The sequence below is a fragment of the Pectobacterium sp. HCp5_1 genome, from assembly GCF_032905925.1.
Classification (GTDB): Bacteria; Pseudomonadota; Gammaproteobacteria; order Enterobacterales; family Enterobacteriaceae; genus Pectobacterium; species Pectobacterium brasiliense_A.
Genome location: NZ_JAUMIO010000002.1, coordinates 224038 through 241584, shown reverse-complemented (window position 1 = coordinate 241584; position 17547 = coordinate 224038). Strand labels below are relative to the sequence as shown.

Annotated in this window: 16 protein-coding genes; 4 read left to right on the top strand and 12 right to left on the bottom strand. The window is 48.3% G+C overall.

All coding sequences use genetic code 11. The annotated features are described in order from the left end of the window. The first annotated feature begins 126 nt into the window (after positions 1–126). Positions 127–564 (top strand): helix-turn-helix transcriptional regulator, encoded by a 438-nt coding sequence (locus Q3A88_RS02655; protein ID WP_317177356.1) that lies wholly within the window; start codon positions 127–129, stop codon positions 562–564. A gap of 270 nt (positions 565–834) precedes the next feature. On the opposite strand, the gene Q3A88_RS02650 is transcribed toward Q3A88_RS02655, so the two are convergent. The 6 genes from Q3A88_RS02650 to ppiB form a co-directional block, all read right to left on the bottom strand. After that, on the bottom strand, positions 835–2202 hold the full coding sequence (locus Q3A88_RS02650; RefSeq protein WP_010280332.1) for an L-serine ammonia-lyase: 1368 nt from the start codon (positions 2200–2202) through the stop codon (positions 835–837). A gap of 67 nt (positions 2203–2269) precedes the next feature. Beyond that, a complete protein-coding gene (locus Q3A88_RS02645; RefSeq protein WP_110162124.1) occupies positions 2270–3559 on the bottom strand; it encodes an HAAAP family serine/threonine permease in 1290 nt (429 codons plus the stop codon). A 517-nt stretch (positions 3560–4076) separates the two neighbouring features. Next, positions 4077–5147, bottom strand: coding sequence for a 5-(carboxyamino)imidazole ribonucleotide synthase (gene purK, locus Q3A88_RS02640; RefSeq protein WP_110162125.1), 1071 nt, complete (start codon positions 5145–5147; stop codon positions 4077–4079). After that, on the bottom strand, positions 5144–5653 hold the full coding sequence (gene purE / locus Q3A88_RS02635; RefSeq protein WP_014916138.1) for a 5-(carboxyamino)imidazole ribonucleotide mutase: 510 nt from the start codon (positions 5651–5653) through the stop codon (positions 5144–5146). Before purE ends, purK begins: the two co-directional genes overlap by 4 nt. Positions 5654–5831: 178 nt before the next feature. Continuing rightward, the gene (gene lpxH / locus Q3A88_RS02630; protein WP_110162126.1) at positions 5832–6554 is read right to left on the bottom strand and encodes a UDP-2,3-diacylglucosamine diphosphatase; all 723 of its coding nucleotides are present in this window, start codon (positions 6552–6554) and stop codon (positions 5832–5834) included. Between the two features lie 10 nt (positions 6555–6564). Further along, positions 6565–7059: a peptidylprolyl isomerase B gene (gene ppiB, locus Q3A88_RS02625; protein ID WP_010280320.1), complete on the bottom strand. Its 495-nt coding sequence runs from the start codon at positions 7057–7059 to the stop codon at positions 6565–6567. Between the two features lie 421 nt (positions 7060–7480). Between ppiB and Q3A88_RS02620 the strand changes: the two genes are divergently transcribed. Beyond that, entirely contained in the window at positions 7481–7912 is a 432-nt protein-coding gene (locus Q3A88_RS02620; protein WP_102118884.1) for a DoxX family protein, read from the top strand. A 269-nt stretch (positions 7913–8181) separates the two neighbouring features. Then, positions 8182–9567 (top strand): cysteine--tRNA ligase, encoded by a 1386-nt coding sequence (cysS, locus tag Q3A88_RS02615; RefSeq protein WP_110162127.1) that lies wholly within the window; start codon positions 8182–8184, stop codon positions 9565–9567. A 91-nt stretch (positions 9568–9658) separates the two neighbouring features. On the opposite strand, the gene ybcJ is transcribed toward cysS, so the two are convergent. The 6 genes from ybcJ to Q3A88_RS02585 form a co-directional block, all read right to left on the bottom strand. After that, positions 9659–9871 carry a ribosome-associated protein YbcJ gene (ybcJ, locus tag Q3A88_RS02610; RefSeq protein ID WP_010280314.1) on the bottom strand — a complete coding sequence of 71 codons (213 nt, stop codon included), beginning with the start codon at positions 9869–9871 and terminating at the stop codon, positions 9659–9661. Between the two features lie 32 nt (positions 9872–9903). Continuing rightward, positions 9904–10767: a bifunctional methylenetetrahydrofolate dehydrogenase/methenyltetrahydrofolate cyclohydrolase FolD gene (gene folD / locus Q3A88_RS02605; protein ID WP_317177355.1), complete on the bottom strand. Its 864-nt coding sequence runs from the start codon at positions 10765–10767 to the stop codon at positions 9904–9906. 107 nt (positions 10768–10874) lie between these two features. Further along, positions 10875–12422 carry a sensor domain-containing diguanylate cyclase gene (locus Q3A88_RS02600; protein ID WP_317177354.1) on the bottom strand — a complete coding sequence of 516 codons (1548 nt, stop codon included), beginning with the start codon at positions 12420–12422 and terminating at the stop codon, positions 10875–10877. A 673-nt stretch (positions 12423–13095) separates the two neighbouring features. After that, the gene (locus Q3A88_RS02595; RefSeq protein ID WP_317177353.1) at positions 13096–13362 is read right to left on the bottom strand and encodes a bacteriocin immunity protein; all 267 of its coding nucleotides are present in this window, start codon (positions 13360–13362) and stop codon (positions 13096–13098) included. Between the two features lie 77 nt (positions 13363–13439). After that, on the bottom strand, positions 13440–13700 hold the full coding sequence (locus Q3A88_RS02590; protein WP_317177352.1) for a bacteriocin immunity protein: 261 nt from the start codon (positions 13698–13700) through the stop codon (positions 13440–13442). 12 nt (positions 13701–13712) lie between these two features. Beyond that, the gene (locus Q3A88_RS02585; RefSeq protein WP_317177351.1) at positions 13713–15500 is read right to left on the bottom strand and encodes a type VI secretion system PAAR protein; all 1788 of its coding nucleotides are present in this window, start codon (positions 15498–15500) and stop codon (positions 13713–13715) included. Positions 15501–16327: 827 nt separating this feature from the next. Here Q3A88_RS02585 and Q3A88_RS02575 point away from each other — a divergent pair. After that, positions 16328–17494: a nucleotide sugar dehydrogenase gene (locus Q3A88_RS02575; protein WP_039284663.1), complete on the top strand. Its 1167-nt coding sequence runs from the start codon at positions 16328–16330 to the stop codon at positions 17492–17494. Positions 17495–17547: the final 53 nt, after the last annotated feature.

Here is a 17547-nt window from a genome sequence, read left to right as displayed (position 1 = left end):
CATCAGACCGCTGCGTTTAAATGACCTAAAAAAATTATGGATACCGTTCATCAATTGTCCGTGCCATTTGAAAAATTGATGATAAAATGCGCGCAAATTTTTTGACTCTGGCAAGTGGCGGGTAAGATGAAATTCAGTACCATGAACGAAGGCGAAATTATTACCGAACTGTGCCGGAGAATAAAAGACTCCAGAATTCAGCAACGTTTATCGCAGGTCGATCTTGCTGAACGGGCAGGGCTGGGAATCGCAACGATCAAGCGTGCGGAAATGGGCGAATCCATTACGCTCAGCAGCCTGCTCTCCATTTTGCGCGGATTAAATCGTCTGCATCAGATTGAAGGCGTGCTCTTCGATGCCGAAGTGGAATCCTTCCATGCGCAGATCAGCGGTGAGAAAAAACAGACGCCGCTGCGTATCAGAAAGAAATCCGCGACCTTTCCTGCCAAAGCGCTCACCAAGCATGAAAATATTAAGAAACCCGCTAACAGCACGGTAGATTGGTATATCGCGGCGGCTGAAAACAACATTGTCTGGTCGCTGCCTGAAAGCGATAAAAAATAAAGGGCTAATGAGGTTGCTGACAAAATCCGTATGGCGGTAGTAACGGATAGATCGTAAAGACGCTGTAAATACATCCCTGTACGCTCGGATTGCGCCATGTATGGCGCAAACGCTTTACTCTTCTATTCCGTTACTACCGTTCTCGTTCGATAAACAGGTTTGTCAACGGTCTGAAAGGTTATGTATGAGCCCCTACGCATGATTCCCTGATTGTCGGGTTAATTTGCCGAGCATTTAACGCGACAAGGCCTGTTTATCCTCTGCTGCTTGTTATTCACATAGAACAACTTTAATCGCCAAACCGCCGCGAGACGTTTCACGGTATTTGGCGTTCATGTCTTTGCCGGTTTCATACATGGTTTCAATGACCTTATCCAACGATACGCGTGGTTCGCTGGTACGGCGCATTGCCATTCTGGCGGCGTTGATTGCCTTCACGGAGGCGATAGCGTTGCGTTCAATGCACGGCACCTGAACCTGACCCGCTACCGGATCGCACGTCAGCCCCAGATTATGCTCCATGCCGATTTCCGCGGCGATGCACACCTGTTCAGGGTTCGCACCGAGTAGCTCAGCCAGACCGGCTGCCGCCATCGAACAGGCCACGCCGACTTCTCCCTGACAGCCTACTTCCGCACCGGAAATAGAAGCGTTCATTTTGTAGAGCATGCCGATAGCGCCGGATGCCAGGAAGTAACGCAGGTAAGATTCCGGGGTGACCGGTTGAACGTAACGATCGTAATAAGCCAGCACAGCAGGAATAATGCCGCATGCGCCGTTAGTTGGGGCGGTGACGACGCGTCCGCCAGCCGCATTTTCTTCCGATACGGCCATCGCAAACATGTTCACCCAGTCCATCGCGTCCATCGGGTCGTTAGAAAAGCGATCGTTGATGAACAGCAGGCGATGCAGCGCTGATGCCCGACGGGGAACGCGTAATGGGCCGGGCAACACACCTTCCGTATTCATGCCGCGATGCATGCAGTCCTGCATGGTTTTCCATACGTCGGCAAAATAGTGCTCAAGCGCTTCCCGACCATGCATCGCAATCTCGTTTTTCAGGACGATGGCGGATAAAGACAGGCAGTGATCGTGGCAGTGTTGCAGCAGCTTCTGGGCAGAAAAGAACGGGTAGGGCGCGCTTTCCTCAGCCAGATTGGGTTTGCCGAAGTTTTCCTGATCGACGACGAATCCGCCCCCGATGGAGTAATACGTTTTGCTATAGACCAACTCTTGCTGGTTATAGGCGCGAATGGTCATGCCGTTTTCATGTAGCGGCAGGTTTTCCGGCTGGAAACGCAAGGAGGATTCCAGCGGGAAGCTGACCTCATACTGACCGTTGAGCATCGGCAGGCGTTGAGTGTCTTTCACCTGTTGAATAAACGCCGGAATACTATCGATATTTACGCTATCCGGCAGATTACCCGCGAGCCCCATAATGATAGCGATATCGGTATGGTGCCCTTTCCCCGTCAGGGAAAGCGAGCCGTAAATATCAACGACAATACGTGTCACCGATGAGATAAGCGCGCGGTTCACCAGATCGTCGGTGAACATTTTACCCGCTTTCATTGGGCCGACAGTATGAGAACTGGACGGGCCGATGCCGATTTTGAAGATATCAAATACGCTGACCATAGCGATTTCCTTGAAAAAAAACGCCGGTCGTTAAATAACGTGCCGGCGTTAAATTAGGGTGGGGGGCTTACAGCAGATCGCGCAGGCTGTAAACAATGGCGGAAATAGCGATCAGTCCCATCAGGGTGACAAAGATGTTGCTAATGTGGCCGCTGTATTTTTTCATTGCTGGGACTTTCTGGATAGCGTACATCGGCATCAGGAACAGCAGGCACGCGATAATCGGGCCGCCCAACGTTTCGATCATGCCTAGAATGCTTGGGTTCAGCGTCGCAACAATCCAGGTCGTGATCAGCATGAACAGCGCAGTGATGCGGTTCAATTTGGTGTTGGAAATGGTTTTTCCTCTGCTGCGCAGGGATTTCACGATCATGCCGTTAAAACCTTCGCCTGCACCCAGATAGTGACCCAGGAACGATTTAGAGATCGCGATGGTGGCAATAACCGGCGCCAGATAGCCGATTACCGGGTTGTTAAAGTGGTTCGCCAGATAGGACAGAATAGAAATGTTCTGTGTTTTCGCTTCCATCAGCTCAGTCGGAGACAGGCTCAGTACACAGCTGAAGACGAAGAACATCACGGTCAGCACCATCATGATGTGGCTGTAAGACAGAATGCGTGAGCATTTTTGCTCGGCGTCATCGCCATACTCTTTACGTTTGGCAACGGCGAAAGAGGAGATGATTGGCGAGTGGTTGAAGGAGAAAACCATCACCGGAATAGCCAACCATAATGTCGCCAACAGACCGTTGCCCGTGACGCTGGAACTCAAAGAAATGTTTTCAAAAACAGAAGTGTTCCAGTTTGGAATTAAATACAGCGCCAGCAACATCAGTACGGCAACAAATGGGTAAACCAGAATACTCATTGCCTTAACGATCATCGCTTCACCGAAGCGGACAATAAACATTAATCCGAGGATCAATATTAATGACAGCAGTGCACGTGGCGGAGAAGGCAAATGCAATTGGTGAGTAATAAAGCTATCTACCGTATTGGTGATGGCGACGCTATAAACTAATAGGATCGGATAAATAGCGAAAAAATAAAGCAAAGTGATTAATTTACCTGCACCAACGCCGAAATGTTCTTCAACGACTTCGGTAATATCTTCGCCACCTTTCTTGCCGGATAATACAAAGCGGCATAAGGCACGGTGAGAATAATATGTCATCGGGAAGGCAATCAGTGCCATGATAATTAACGGAATTAACCCACCAATACCGGCATTGATAGGTAAGAATAACACGCCAGCGCCGATGGCCGTGCCGTAGAGGCCCAGCATCCAGACAGTGTCGCTTTTACGCCATCCTGAAGCCTGTTCTAACACCTGGCTGCTATCTTGAATGGTGCTCATATACTGATCTCTCCTCGGTGAACATATTAATACTCTGTTACAAGAGTATTGCCACATGATGTGGATTATAAAAATTACAGTATCGGCAAGTTGCCGTTACGGAGTTTAAAAAACGAACGAGACATATTGCTAATTATGTCAGTAGGTCAATACTGTTTTGTGGCGGCATTCTATATCGTGGTGGTCAGCGAATAATATTGAGGCGATCACAGAAATGAATTGACGGGAAATATTTTAATAAATTTCCGCGCAAATTAAAATATCAATCCTGATACTTTATTTTAAATATTTTTAACGGCTCGTTATTGATACTTTATTTAATTTCCGAGTGATGAAAAATGAACAATAAATAAAATAAAGGGCAGATGAAATAATAAACGCAATTTTGCTGATGTCACGTGTAATGATGTTTTTTCTCTTTTGAGGACGTATCGATGGTGCGGTTCCTGCTGTTGCATCACATCAGATGAGAGCTACCCGGCAGATTGCAACCTGCCGGATAACGGTCACCGATCTGTCAGGCGGTGAGTTTTTCTTCTGCCCACGCCAGACCGCTGTGGTATTCCTCGGGTAATAGAGGTGCCAGCGATTGCAGCGTGCGTTGCAACTGTGCGGTGTCCGACGACGGTAGATTGAGGTGTCCAACTTTGCGACCAGGACGAACCTCTTTCTCATACCAGTGCAGATGTACCAGCGGCAGAGCCAGCCAGTCGATATTCACATCAGTGCCGATCAGATTGACCATCACCGACGGTGTTTCGACAACCGGTACCGGCAGCGGCAGATCCAGAATGGCGCGCAGATGCAGCTCAAACTGGCTGATGGACGCACCATTTTGCGTCCAATGTCCGCTATTGTGTACGCGTGGAGCCAGTTCGTTAATGAGCAGATGATCGCCGACGATAAAGCATTCCATCGCCATCACGCCCACATAACCCAGCGCATTCATGATTGCGGACAGCATCTGTTCAGCCTGCTGCTGCAACTGCGGATCGGGTTGAGGGAAAGCCACGCTGGTGCGCAGAATACCATCCTGATGCAGGTTGTGAGTGAGCGGGTAGAACACACATTTGCCGTGCGTATTGCGGGCACCCACCAGCGAGACTTCGCCGGAAAAGTTAATGCCTTGCTCAACGATACATTCGCCGTAGCAGTCAGCGGGCAGTGTTTGCTGTTCGCCATCGCGCAAGCGCCACTGTCCACGACCGTCGTAACCGCCGACGCGACGTTTAACGATCGCTAATTCACCCAATGAGGCGAAGACGTGTGGCCATTCATCGGCGCTCGCCAGCAGTTGCCACGGGGCGGTTGCCAGATTCAACGAGTCCAGCAGTTGCTTTTGCGTCAGGCGATCGGCCAGACGTGGGAAAATATCGCGGTTTGCAAACGCCGTGTGCTCAGCCAACTCGCGGGTGAGGGCGGTTTCCGGCCAGCGTTCGATCTCGGCGGTAATGACGCTGTTATGAAACGGAACCGACTCCGGCTCTGCATCCAGACCCACTGGGTAAACCGCAATACCTAGCGGTTCACCAGCCTGACGCAGCATTCTGCCCAACTGACCATTGCCTAATACGCAGACCGGTTTCATGCCTCCTCCCGCGGATCGGGATGAGAGAGCACATCATCGGTTTGCGCCTGACGCCAGTCTGCCAGTCGGGTGGCGATGCCATTGTCATGCAGGGCGAGAATTTGTGCGGCCAGCAGGGCTGCATTCGCTGCGCCCGCTTTGCCAATGGCCAACGTGCCGACCGGAATACCGCGAGGCATTTGGACGATGGAATACAGGCTGTCTACACCGCTCAGCGTTGAGCTTTGTACCGGCACGCCAAGCACGGGAACCAGCGTTTTCGCTGCCAACATACCCGGCAGGTGTGCTGCGCCGCCTGCGCCCGCGATAATCACATCAAAACCGTTCTGTGCCGCTTGCTCAGCAAAGCTGAACAGCTTATCCGGCGTCCGGTGTGCGGAAACGACTTCGGTATGAAAAGGAATGTTCAGCGTGGTGAGGATTTCCGCAGCAAACTGCATGGTGGCCCAGTCACTCTTTGAACCCATGACGATGGCAATTTTAGCCGGGGCAACGTTGGATGACATGCCTGTAACGCTCCTGTGATTGTACGTGTTCGTGACGCGTTCGCGTCGGCCAGACAGGGAGGGTCTGGCGTTGAGGGCGTAGAGCATATCACGCCATTATGGCGAGGAAAACGGTTGCGTATGCGGAAATGCTGGGGGAATAAGGTGAGAGACCGTTAAGTCAATGTCAGGAAACGCATTAAAATGGGAAGGAAATCAGTTCGATATTTTGTGGTGTGACCTTAATCATCGACCCTTCTTCATGCCAGGCACCCAGAACGGCACGACGACCAGAAGATTCGCCGAGATCGACCTGATGAATAGCCGGCCGGTGCGTGTGGCCGTGGATCATCGTCTTCACCTGATAATGCCGTAAGCGTTCAAGTACGGCGTCGTGATTGACATCCATAATCTGCTGCGACTTTTTCTGGTTTTCGTGCTGGCTGGTTGCCCGCATCTTCGCCGCAATTTTCATCCGTAATGACAGTGGTAATAGCAGGAAGAGTCGCTGAATGAATGGGTTGTGTACCCGACGGCGGAATTGCTGGTAATGCTGATCGTCAGTGCACAGGGTATCGCCATGCAGAATGAGGATCTTCTGGCCGTAGAGATCGAGCGCCGTTTCCGTCGGCAGCAGCGTTATTCCGCTTTGTTGGGCGAAACGCTTACCGATCAGGAAATCACGGTTGCCGTGGACGAAATAGCAGGGAACGCCGCGCTGATGTAAGGCATGCAGTTCCTCGGCGACAGTCGCATGCAATGGCTGGGGATCGTCGTCACCAATCCAGGCATCGAACAGATCGCCAAGAATGTACAGCGCATCGGCATGAATCGCATCATGGCGTAAAAAACGCAGAAAACCGGCGGTAATCGCCGGTTCATGAACACTTAAATGCAGATCGGCAATGAACAGCGTTGCCATGCAGGTCAGATTATTCGCTAACCGTTACGTGGGTAATCACCACGTCTTCTTTCGGTACGTCCTGATGCATGCCGCTGCGGCCGGTAGCCACGCCTTTGATTTTATCAACGACGTCCATGCCTTCGGTGACTTCAGCGAATACGCAGTAGCCCCAGCCATCGGCACGCTCTGAACGGAAGTTCAGGAAGTCGTTATCAACGAGGTTGATAAAGAACTGTGCAGTTGCAGAGTGCGGATCGTTGGTACGTGCCATCGCCAGCGTGCCACGGGTATTTTTCAGGCCGTTGTTGGCTTCATTTTTGATTGTCGCATTGGTTTCTTTCTGATCCATGCCGGGAGCGAAGCCGCCGCCCTGAATCATAAAACCATTAATCACGCGGTGAAAAATCGTGTTGTCATAAAAACCGCTGCGACAGTAGTTCAGGAAGTTTTCTACGGTAACCGGCGCTTTGTCTGCAAACGTATTAATAACGATATCGCCGTGGTTGGTATGAAGCGTAATCATAATAATGAACCCTAGATAGCCTTAGTGATTAAGAGTGCTGTTCACTAAAGGCGGTGAACAACAAGAGCGCTGTTATAGCATAACTGGTCGATTGAGTCAGTACTTCGCGCTTACTGCACCGCTGTTGGCGGTTGGATGGATGAGAAAATCGTATAAAAAGGTTTACTACTCTGATTTTGGTAGGCCTCAAATAATATGTGCGCTTAAGAATAGTGCGCAATAAGGTGTTAATCAGGCAATAGGGACTTTTAAAAACAAATAAATTGATCAAAAATTCAAATAATAGTTAATTAATTTGAATGAGATTTTTGTTGCCCCAGATCAATGTTTTGCGTAATCAACGTGTTCTTTTTTTATGGCTCAGATTAATCTGAGAGTAATTCTTATTCTTCATAAATAACTCTAAAGAGATAGGTGAACTATGCTGGGTATTCTGGATAGTGTTAATCGTTTATTAGACAAACCGGATTTTGGCAAACTGTTTTTGCGCGTATCTTTCAGCATTTTGATGCTGTTTCACGGCTGGCATAAGGTACACGGTGGAATCGGTGCCATTGAAGGCATGCTGACCTCGGCAGGACTCCCTGCTTTTGTTGGTTACGGTGTCTATGTTGGAGAAGTCATCACCCCGATTCTGATGATTCTCGGGATTCTTACACGTCCTTCTGCGCTGATCTTCTCCTTTACCATGGTCGTCGCAACCTTACTGGTTCACCCTGAAGGTTTTGTCACGCTGGCCAAAACCGGTGCCTGGGGTGTTGAAGGCACGGCGGTGTTCTTCTTTGCGGGTATCGCGATTGCCCTGCTCGGTAGCGGAAAATATTCTGTGATGTCCAATCCGCGCTGGCGTTAATGGTTTTTTGTCGGCGGATTGCTTTTGTCAGTCACCGCCAATGATGTGAAATGGCCCGGATTTTCCGGGCCATTTCATTTTTATCCTTTCTCGCTGATTCCCTCTTCTTATTAACCTTGCAATACAGTAGGGTTCAGGTTTCAATACGCCGTTGGGTGTCAACCCTAAATGCATTGATGTTACTGACGCTAACTGCGGCTGTGAAAACCATTTCTTTGAAACCATTTTTTTGTGAAAACCATTTTTTATAAAAACACTGGAACGCCCTGATGCTAAAGATTTTTAATACGCTGAGTCGCCAAAAAGAGGAATTTAAACCTATCCACGCCGGTCAGGTGGGAATGTATGTGTGTGGCATCACCGTTTATGACCTGTGTCATATCGGTCACGGGCGTACTTTCGTGGCGTTTGATGTGGTGGCGCGGTATTTACGGTATCTGGGATATTCACTGAAATATGTGCGTAATGTCACCGATATTGACGACAAAATTATTAAACGTGCGATCGAGAATGGGGAAACCAGTGACCAACTGACGACCCGCATGATCGCAGAGATGCACGCCGATTTTGATGCATTGAATATTCTGCGTCCGGATGCCGAGCCGCGTGCGACGCACCATATTGCCGACATCATCGAAATGGTGGAAACGCTGATTGCCCGTCGCCACGCCTATGTCGCGAGTAATGGCGATGTGATGTTCTCCGTTGATACCGCGCCTGGCTACGGTGTGCTGTCTCGTCAGGATCTGGATCAGTTGCAGGCTGGCGCGCGCGTTGAAATTACCGAAGTGAAGCGTAACCCGATGGATTTCGTGCTGTGGAAAATGTCCAAGCCGGGTGAGCCGCACTGGTCCTCTCCGTGGGGAGAAGGGCGCCCTGGCTGGCACATCGAATGTTCTGCCATGAACTGCAAACAGCTGGGCACGCATTTTGATATTCACGGCGGCGGTTCCGATTTGATGTTCCCGCACCACGAAAACGAGATCGCGCAGTCCAGTTGTGCACATGACGGCTCGTATGTGAATTACTGGATGCACTCCGGCATGGTGATGGTTGACCGCGAGAAGATGTCAAAGTCGCTCAACAATTTCTTCACCGTACGCGACGTGCTGGCGTATTACGATCCGGAAACCGTGCGCTACTTCCTGATGTCAGGCCACTACCGCAGCCAACTGAACTACAGCGAAGACAACCTGAAACAGGCGCGTGCGGCGCTGGATCGTCTGTATACGGCGCTGCGTGGAACGGATGCCGGCGCTGCGGCGCACGGCGGTGACGAGTTTGAAGCCCGTTTCCGCGAAGCGATGGACGACGATTTCAACACGCCGGAAGCCTATTCGGTACTGTTTGATATGGCGCGTGAAGTTAACCGCCTGAAAACGGAAGATGTACAAGCGGCGAACCAGCTGGCATCGGCACTGCGCAAACTCTCCGGCGTGCTCGGCCTGCTGGAGCAGGATCCGGAGCAGTTCCTGCAAAATGGCGCGCAGGTGGATGACGAGGAAGTGAAGGAAATCGAAGCGTTAATCCAACAGCGTAAAGATGCGCGTGCGGCGAAAGACTGGGCGCTAGCGGATCAGGCTCGCGATCGCTTGAATGAAATGGGGATCGTGCTGGAAGATGGCCCGCAGGGAACGATCTGGCGCCGTAAGTAACACTTTCTTTCTGTAATACACTTTCCGTAAATAAAAAGCCCGCAAAAATGAAATTGCGGGCTTTTTTTCGCCATCATCGACACTGCGAGGGTTACTCGGTAACGTTTACCGTCTCGCCGTTGAACTGAACGGTTTGCCCGGCGACGATTTTGCAGCGCTTGCGCGTTTCCGTCTGGCCGTCAACGGTCACGTCGCCTGCGGCGATAGACAGTTTGGCTGCTGCGCCACTTTCGCTCCAGCCCAGCAGTTTCAAGAGATCGCACAGTTCAACGTGCGGATGCTTTTCAAGATTAAAGGTTGCCATAAATTCCTGCTTATCCGTGTTTGACTCGCCAATTATTCTGCGTGGTCATGATACTCTTCGCACGCCTGTAGCGTGTTTTGAATCAGTGTGGCAACGGTCATTGGGCCGACGCCGCCTGGTACGGGGCTGATGTAAGACGCTCTTTCCTGCGCCGTTTCAAATTCCACATCGCCGACCACTTTACCGCTTTCCAGACGGTTGATACCCACATCCAGCACAATCGCGCCCGGTTTAATCCATTCGCCGGGAATGAAACCCGGTTTACCCACCGCGACAACCAGCAGATCGGCGTTTTCAATATGGTGGCGTAGATTTTTGGTGAAACGGTGCGTGACGGTAGTTGTACAGCCAGCCAGCAGCAGTTCCAGACTCATCGGGCGACCAACGATATTAGACGCGCCGACCACAACGGCATTCAGCCCGAAGGTGTCGATATTATAACGCTCCAACAGCGTGATGATGCCGCGTGGCGTACAGGCGCGCAGCATTGGCGCGCGCTGGCACAGACGACCCACGTTGTAAGGATGGAAGCCATCCACATCTTTACTTGGTGAGATGCGTTCAATCACCTTGGTGTTATCGATGCCTTCCGGCAGCGGAAGCTGAACCAGAATACCGTCAATCGTCTGGTCGGCGTTGAGCTGGTCGATAAGTGCCAACAGCTCAGATTCCGTTGTGGTGATGGGTAAATCATAAGAGCGGGAAATAAAGCCGACTTCTTCACACACCTTGCGCTTGCTGGCGACATAAATCTGTGACGCTGGATTCTCGCCGACCAGCACAACAGCCAGACCCGGTGCGCGTTTTCCTTCAGCTAAACGCTGTGTGACTCGTGCGGCAACTTCGTCTTTGACCTGCTGCGCAATCGTTTTACCATCAATAATCTTTGCTGCCATCTGAGAAAAGACCCATCAATTTGAAATAGGGGGGAGATGGCCGCTATTTTGTCAGAAGCTGCGCGTGCTGTCAGGCATTGCATCAACATTAATTCCAATTGATCTCGCTATTCGCTGACCTCGAACCGGTTTTTACCGCCATTTTTGGCGCGATACAGCGCGGCATCGGCAATCTCGATAACGGACGCAGCTGTTGGTGGTGGGTTATCCGCGTAGAACACGTAGACACCTGCACTAATGGTGACGATTTTTTCTGGGAACAGCGTCGTTGCATGGGGGATTTTTGCTTCACGTACTAAATCCAGCGCGCGTTGAGCGAGCGTGGCTGCACCATGCTTATCTGTTTCAGTGATAATGAGTGCGAACTCTTCACCGCCATAGCGAGCGACTAAATCTTCTTTGCGCCTTGGCATATTACTCAGGATATTCCCGACTTTGCGCAGACACTCATCGCCTGCCACATGGCCATAGTGGTCGTTGTACTTCTTAAAGGCATCGATATCGATCATGATGAGTGCGATACCGCGCCGCGTTTCCGCAGCTTGCAGCAGCGTTTGTTCCAGAAAAGTGTCGAATTGACGACGGTTAGGTAGGTTCGTCAGGCCATCGAACAAGGCGAGCGCTTTCAGGGTATGGTTAACTACTGTGAGTTCATCACGCACAGTGGTTAAATCGATCTGACTTTTCAAATTGATGCGAATTTGCCTTAGCACGACAAGGCCGAGCACGCTGCTGGTCAGTACCACTGCCAACGTAATAATAACGTAGATGAAGCTGTCTGTTTTCCATGGAGCAAGCACCTGATCGAGATCATAGCCTGCGCCGATAACGATGGGGTAACGTTTTAATTTTGTGTAGCCATAAACCCGCTCGATATTATCGAGCGTGGAAGTGACGGTTGCGGTGCCACTTTCGGACTGCTTCAGATATTCTGAAAATATCGGGCTGCTAGACACGCTACGGTTGATATAGGAATCATCGTAAGGGCGGGCGTATAGGATTCTTCCATTGGAAAGCAGGAGCGCGATGACGTCCGTGTCTCCTATGGAGTAGTAGCCATAATACTGCTTAAAATAGTCCAGTGAGAGGGTGGTGAGCAATACACCGTTAAAACTGCCGTCTGGCTTATTGAGACGTATGGAGACGGGGATGACCAGATCTCCGGTAGAACGGCTTTTAATCACGCTGCCGATATAGATATTGGTGCCGATATTGCTTTGATGATATTTGAAGTATTCTCTGTCAGCATAGTTATTCCGCACTGGGCTGACGACGCCGGAATTGACCAGCCATTCGCCTTTTTCATCATAGATAAAGATACCATGCAACTGCGGCAGCGTGGCTTTTCGGATTTTTAAAATCTCGCCAAGCCTGGTGAGTTGCTCTGGCGATAAAGCCTCTTTACCGATACGTTCTTGTAAATCCTGTAACAAGATGTCGACTTGTAAAAACGTGTCTTCAGCATGACGTGCCAGCGATAGCGACAAGTTTCTGGCGTTGCGCTCTGTGGAATCGATAAGATGCTGACGAGAATGAAATATCTCCCACCCATTCAGTGCGACTACGGTGGTGGTGATAAATAGTACAAAAGCGATCATCAATTTTTGGAGCGGCATTTGATAGTGGCTGGCCTTGTCGCGCGTGCTGACCTTCATTGTCCTTCCCATCCTTAGCCAAAGAAATGACTGATGATAAGTGTAGACGTTTCTGACCGTTGCGCTGGCAATTGATGAGGCAGGCTTATGATTTTTTGTCGGTTTTTATCGAGTAATAAGTCGATTTGATAATAAAGTAACGTCTCTACACAGTATCTCCATGTAGCGTTGATAAAAATTTGAAAATAAACCGGTATCATCATGTTTATTCGCCAATATGATCTAAGATAAATGACGTCGTGTTACATAAATTCATGAAAATTTGTTTTCACGCTAATGATTTAAAAAAGTCACAAGGTGTAAGAAGATCTTTATTTATCATTAAATACGCTATGTTTAATTGGCGTTTAACTGGAATTGCTAATGATAAGGATGCTGTGCTTCCGACGTTATCGACGGATAAAGTAACAGTGTATTTGTGAATGGTAGCGATGCATCGCGGGAGAGGAACAGGAAATAAATTGACATGTTACCCCTCTATTCAGATGAAAACAGAAGAAAGATACTGCGGCGAAATAGGTTTTTAGTCAGTAATGAAATAAAGAGCCCTTCATGAAAATAGCGATTGCTGCTGCTATTGAGAGCGGTAAAAAGCTGGAAGAGTTTGAGATCTGATGCTCGTATCAGCCTGCAACCCTATTTATTATAGGATTACAGGCCGAATAAACATTCATTACTCAGAGTCTTTAAATAATGAAAGCCCTTGAGATTTTCGCCAACGTTTTACAAATTTAACAATCCCTTCCGGTGTCCCATCATTGTCATCTTCTGGATAATAAATAACACCATTACCATCAGGATGTTCCACTAATTTTTCAAAATGATTAACCCATTTATGATGTTCCTCTTCGGAAGAAGAGTTCACTTCAACGATATCTCTAACAAATTGAAGGAAATCTTCTTCAGTGTAATTATTTAATTCTTTATTTATTATCTCCATGAGGTTTTCTTGAAAATACTTTGAGATGTAATTATTTATAATAACCTGCAACTCTTTTACTAAGAGTCGCAGAAAAATCAGTCTGAATCCTTGAACAACGGAAGATTTCTCGACCTCCTCCATTTAATAATGGCATTTGAAATTCCCTCAGGTGAATCATCATCTCCATCTGAGGGATAATAGATAACGTCAGAAACCGATGCATACTCAGTGATTTTAATCAAATATTCAAGTAAAAAATCTTGATGTTCATCATCACCATTAGCATCACATATTTCAGAAATTAAATTAATAAATTCTTTTTTTGTATATTCTGAAAAGTTATTTTTCATTTTCATAATTGTTTCCTATCAACCAGAATGAATGTTAATGTGATTTTTCGGGGTTGCAACTTTAAGGTTATCAATATCGTATACCTCCCCGCCTTCAGAAACTAATTCAACATGATGTAATTCAAATGAACGCCGCTTCCCTACATGTTCTGTCGTAATGGTTCGGGGTGACAATCCTTTTTTCATCCTGCTTATATTATGCCGACTAAATTGCTCCGCTAACTCTGGACATTCAGCAACAGCCAGCCAAAATGCTTCCCTGAAATCATCAAAACGTTCAAATTTCTGGCCTCTCAGTTTATCCGCGACCTGTGCAGGCACTGGCGCACCTAATCCTGAACTGGCAGCTTCCAGCCATTTATCTTCACCACTCAATACCTCACCTTTTCCTGTTACGGTTCCGGGTTTATCCCGCGTCGATTGCAAATAAACATAGATGGGTTTTATCTCTGAACCATCTGGGAATACCAAGATCCAGTCATTAAAATCCTGCTCATCCGGCACGGGAAACGGGGGCGTGGTAGTCTCCGTTTCATCTTCAGGAATAGGATAGATCAGGATTGTTGGTTGGACGATGGGTTTTACCGGGCTACCTGTATGTGTAACAGGTTCTGCTCCTTCAGGTTTTTCTGGTGTCCACGTTATGGTTGGCCCATCCACTCCGGGCGCAGGTGTGAAGGTATAGCCCTGAATTTTCGCATCCCACACCATATTGGCAACACGTACACCTTCATAGGGCGTTCCCTCGCCTGTATGAACACCATACACCTGCATTTTGCCATGAATATCGGGACGCCAAAAAAACCGGACGCGCGTCGTTGCCGTTTCCCCCGCCCAGCCTTTACGCCGTAACTCATCCTCTAACCAGTGTTCATCTCGTCCCGGAACCTTATCACTGCCTTCCCCAGCAGAAGGAATATAGAGCGCAGAGGCTAATGCACCAATATACGGCACGCCCCTTGCTGCGCTCAGCACACCACCCAGCGACCATTCTCCCCAGACTTGTGTCATGACCCCTGTAGCCGTCAGTAAACCGACACCTGCACTGGCAACAGTAGGCTCTTCCTGTTTCTCCGCGACAACAGGATTAGCAAACGATTTAGACGTTGATCGCGGAGAATGCGTTTTATCATCCGTCGCAACTAGCAAATCAAACAGCGTTTTATACCAAGGCTCTAGTTCAGGAACTTTAGTGGGTGATGGTGCAGTTGCAACTGCTTCCTTTTCTTTCTTCTTAGTCGCCTGCGCGTGTTGAATGATCTCATGGCTTTCATCATGATGACCATAACCACAGCAGTTATCTTGCTCAGGCTGGGCAAACAGCACCATGTCCCCAAAATTTTCGACAGGTTCTTCTTCTGTTCCTGCCTTCGTACAACCGTCAGCAAGCAAACAGGATTTAGCGTAAACAGGGGGAACCGTCAGCATTGGTGTTAATGCCAACAATGGCGCACGAGTTAATGCTGCCTGTTTAGCACAGTCCTGAACGGGAGAACGATGGGGTGTATCACCAATAATGACGTTGCCACTACCCGATATGATGACACCACCGCAATTGATACCATCCCCAATACGCGCAGCGGGCTTGCCGTTAATAATGACGGTGGATGAACCTTCGGCGATTTTTCGGGAATGAACACCATGGGGTGCATTGGGACAGGGACAACCGTGAAGCAGAACGGTATCGCCTTGTCGAGCCGCAGGCTGACCATTAATAATCACATCAGGACTGCCTTCGATTATCGGTGTTTCAGGGAAGCAGTCATGACCACTTCCAATGTCGTTGAGACGAGCAGCACCCGGCATTGTCATTGTCCTTTGACAGTAAACTATTCCTTTTGATGACGGAATGTTGGGCGCTTTTGATGGAAGGATCAATACCGGAATCGTTAACAATGCCCAATATGGCGCTGTTCAATCGAGTGGCGTTGAGTGTCCTGAAACAGCATGAAGGAAAAAAGATAGCATAGCGGCCAAACGACAATGTGCCGGATGGTCTGGAGATTTTCGTAGCGAGGTTATCTTTGGTTAATTCATCAACAAAGTGGAATCCCAGCCTTGTCGCGCGTGCTGACCTTCATTGTCCTTCCCATCCTTAGCCAAATAAATGACTGATGATAAGTGTAGACGTTTCTGACCGTTGCGCTGGCAATTGATGAGGCAGGCTTATGATTTTTTTGTCGATTTTATCGAACAATAAACCACTTTGATAATAAAGTAACGTCTCTACACAGTATCTCCATGTAGCGTTGATAACAACTTGAAAATAAACCGGTATCATCATGTTTATTCGCCAATATGATCTAAGATAAATGACGTCGTGTTACATAAATTCATGAAAATTTGTTTTCACGCTAATGATTTAAAAAGGTCACAAGGTGTAAGAAGATCTTTATTTATCATTAAATACGCTATGTTTAATTGGCGTTTAACTGGAATTGCTAATGATAAGGATGCTGTGCTTCCGACGTTATCGACGGATAAAGTAACAGTGTATTTGTGAATGGTAGCGGTGCATCGCGGGAGAGGAACAGGAAATAAATTGACATGTTACCCCTCTATTCAGATGAAAACAGAAGAAAGATACTGCGGCGAAATAGGTTTTTAGCCAGTAATGAAATAAAGAGCCCTTCATGAAAATAGCGATTAGCGGAACGGGATATGTCGGTTTATCGAATGGATTATTATTAGCGCAACAGCATCAGGTTGTGGCGTTGGATATTGTGGCGGAAAAAGTGGCGCTGTTGAATCAACGAAAATCGCCGATTAATGACGCCGAGATTGAGCGTTTTTTACAACATGAAACGCTGAATTTTTCCGCGACGCTGGATAAACATGAGGCGTATACCGACGCGCAGTTCGTGATCATCGCTACGCCGACAGATTACGATCCGCAAACCAACTATTTCAACACGTCGTCGGTAGAGGCCGTCATTCGCGACGTGCTGGCGATTAATCCGCAGGCCATTATGGTGATTAAATCGACGGTGCCCGTTGGCTTCACCGAGAAAATCAGCCAGCAGTTGGATACGGATAACGTCATTTTTTCGCCCGAGTTTTTGCGTGAAGGCAAGGCGTTACACGACAATCTTTACCCGTCGCGAATTGTGGTGGGCGAGCGGTCAGAAAGGGCGAGATTCTTCGCTAACTTATTGATGGAATGTGCATTAAAAAAAGATATTCGCGTGCTGTTTACCGACCCAACCGAAGCTGAAGCGATAAAATTGTTTGCAAATACCTTTTTGGCGATGCGCGTGGCCTACTTTAACGAGTTGGACAGTTATGCCGAATCGCTGGGGCTGAATACCCGGCAGATTATTGAAGGGGTATGCCTCGATCCGCGTATTGGCGATTACTACAATAATCCGTCGTTCGGCTATGGCGGCTACTGTTTACCGAAGGACACCCGGCAGCTTTTGGCGAATTATCGTACCGTGCCGAATAACCTGATCAAGGCTATCGTGGATGCTAACCATACACGAAAAGATTTCATTGCCGACACGATTATCCGTCGTCATCCGAAAACCGTTGGCGTCCACCGCCTCATCATGAAAGCGGGGTCGGATAATTTTCGCTTTTCTTCCATTCAGGGGATTATGAAGAGGATAAAAGCGAAAGGAATCAAGGTGGTAATTTATGAGCCTGGGATTGATGATGATGATTTTTTAGATTTTCCTGTCATTCATCAACTCGACAGTTTCAAACAACAGTGTGACATTATTATTACCAATCGTTATGCCGATGAATTAAACGATGTGAGGGGCAAAGTCTATACGCGAGACTTATTTGGCGAAGATTGATTTCTTGCCGTAAATCAATAAAACGACATTTTGTTATTCGGCTATTCGCGAAA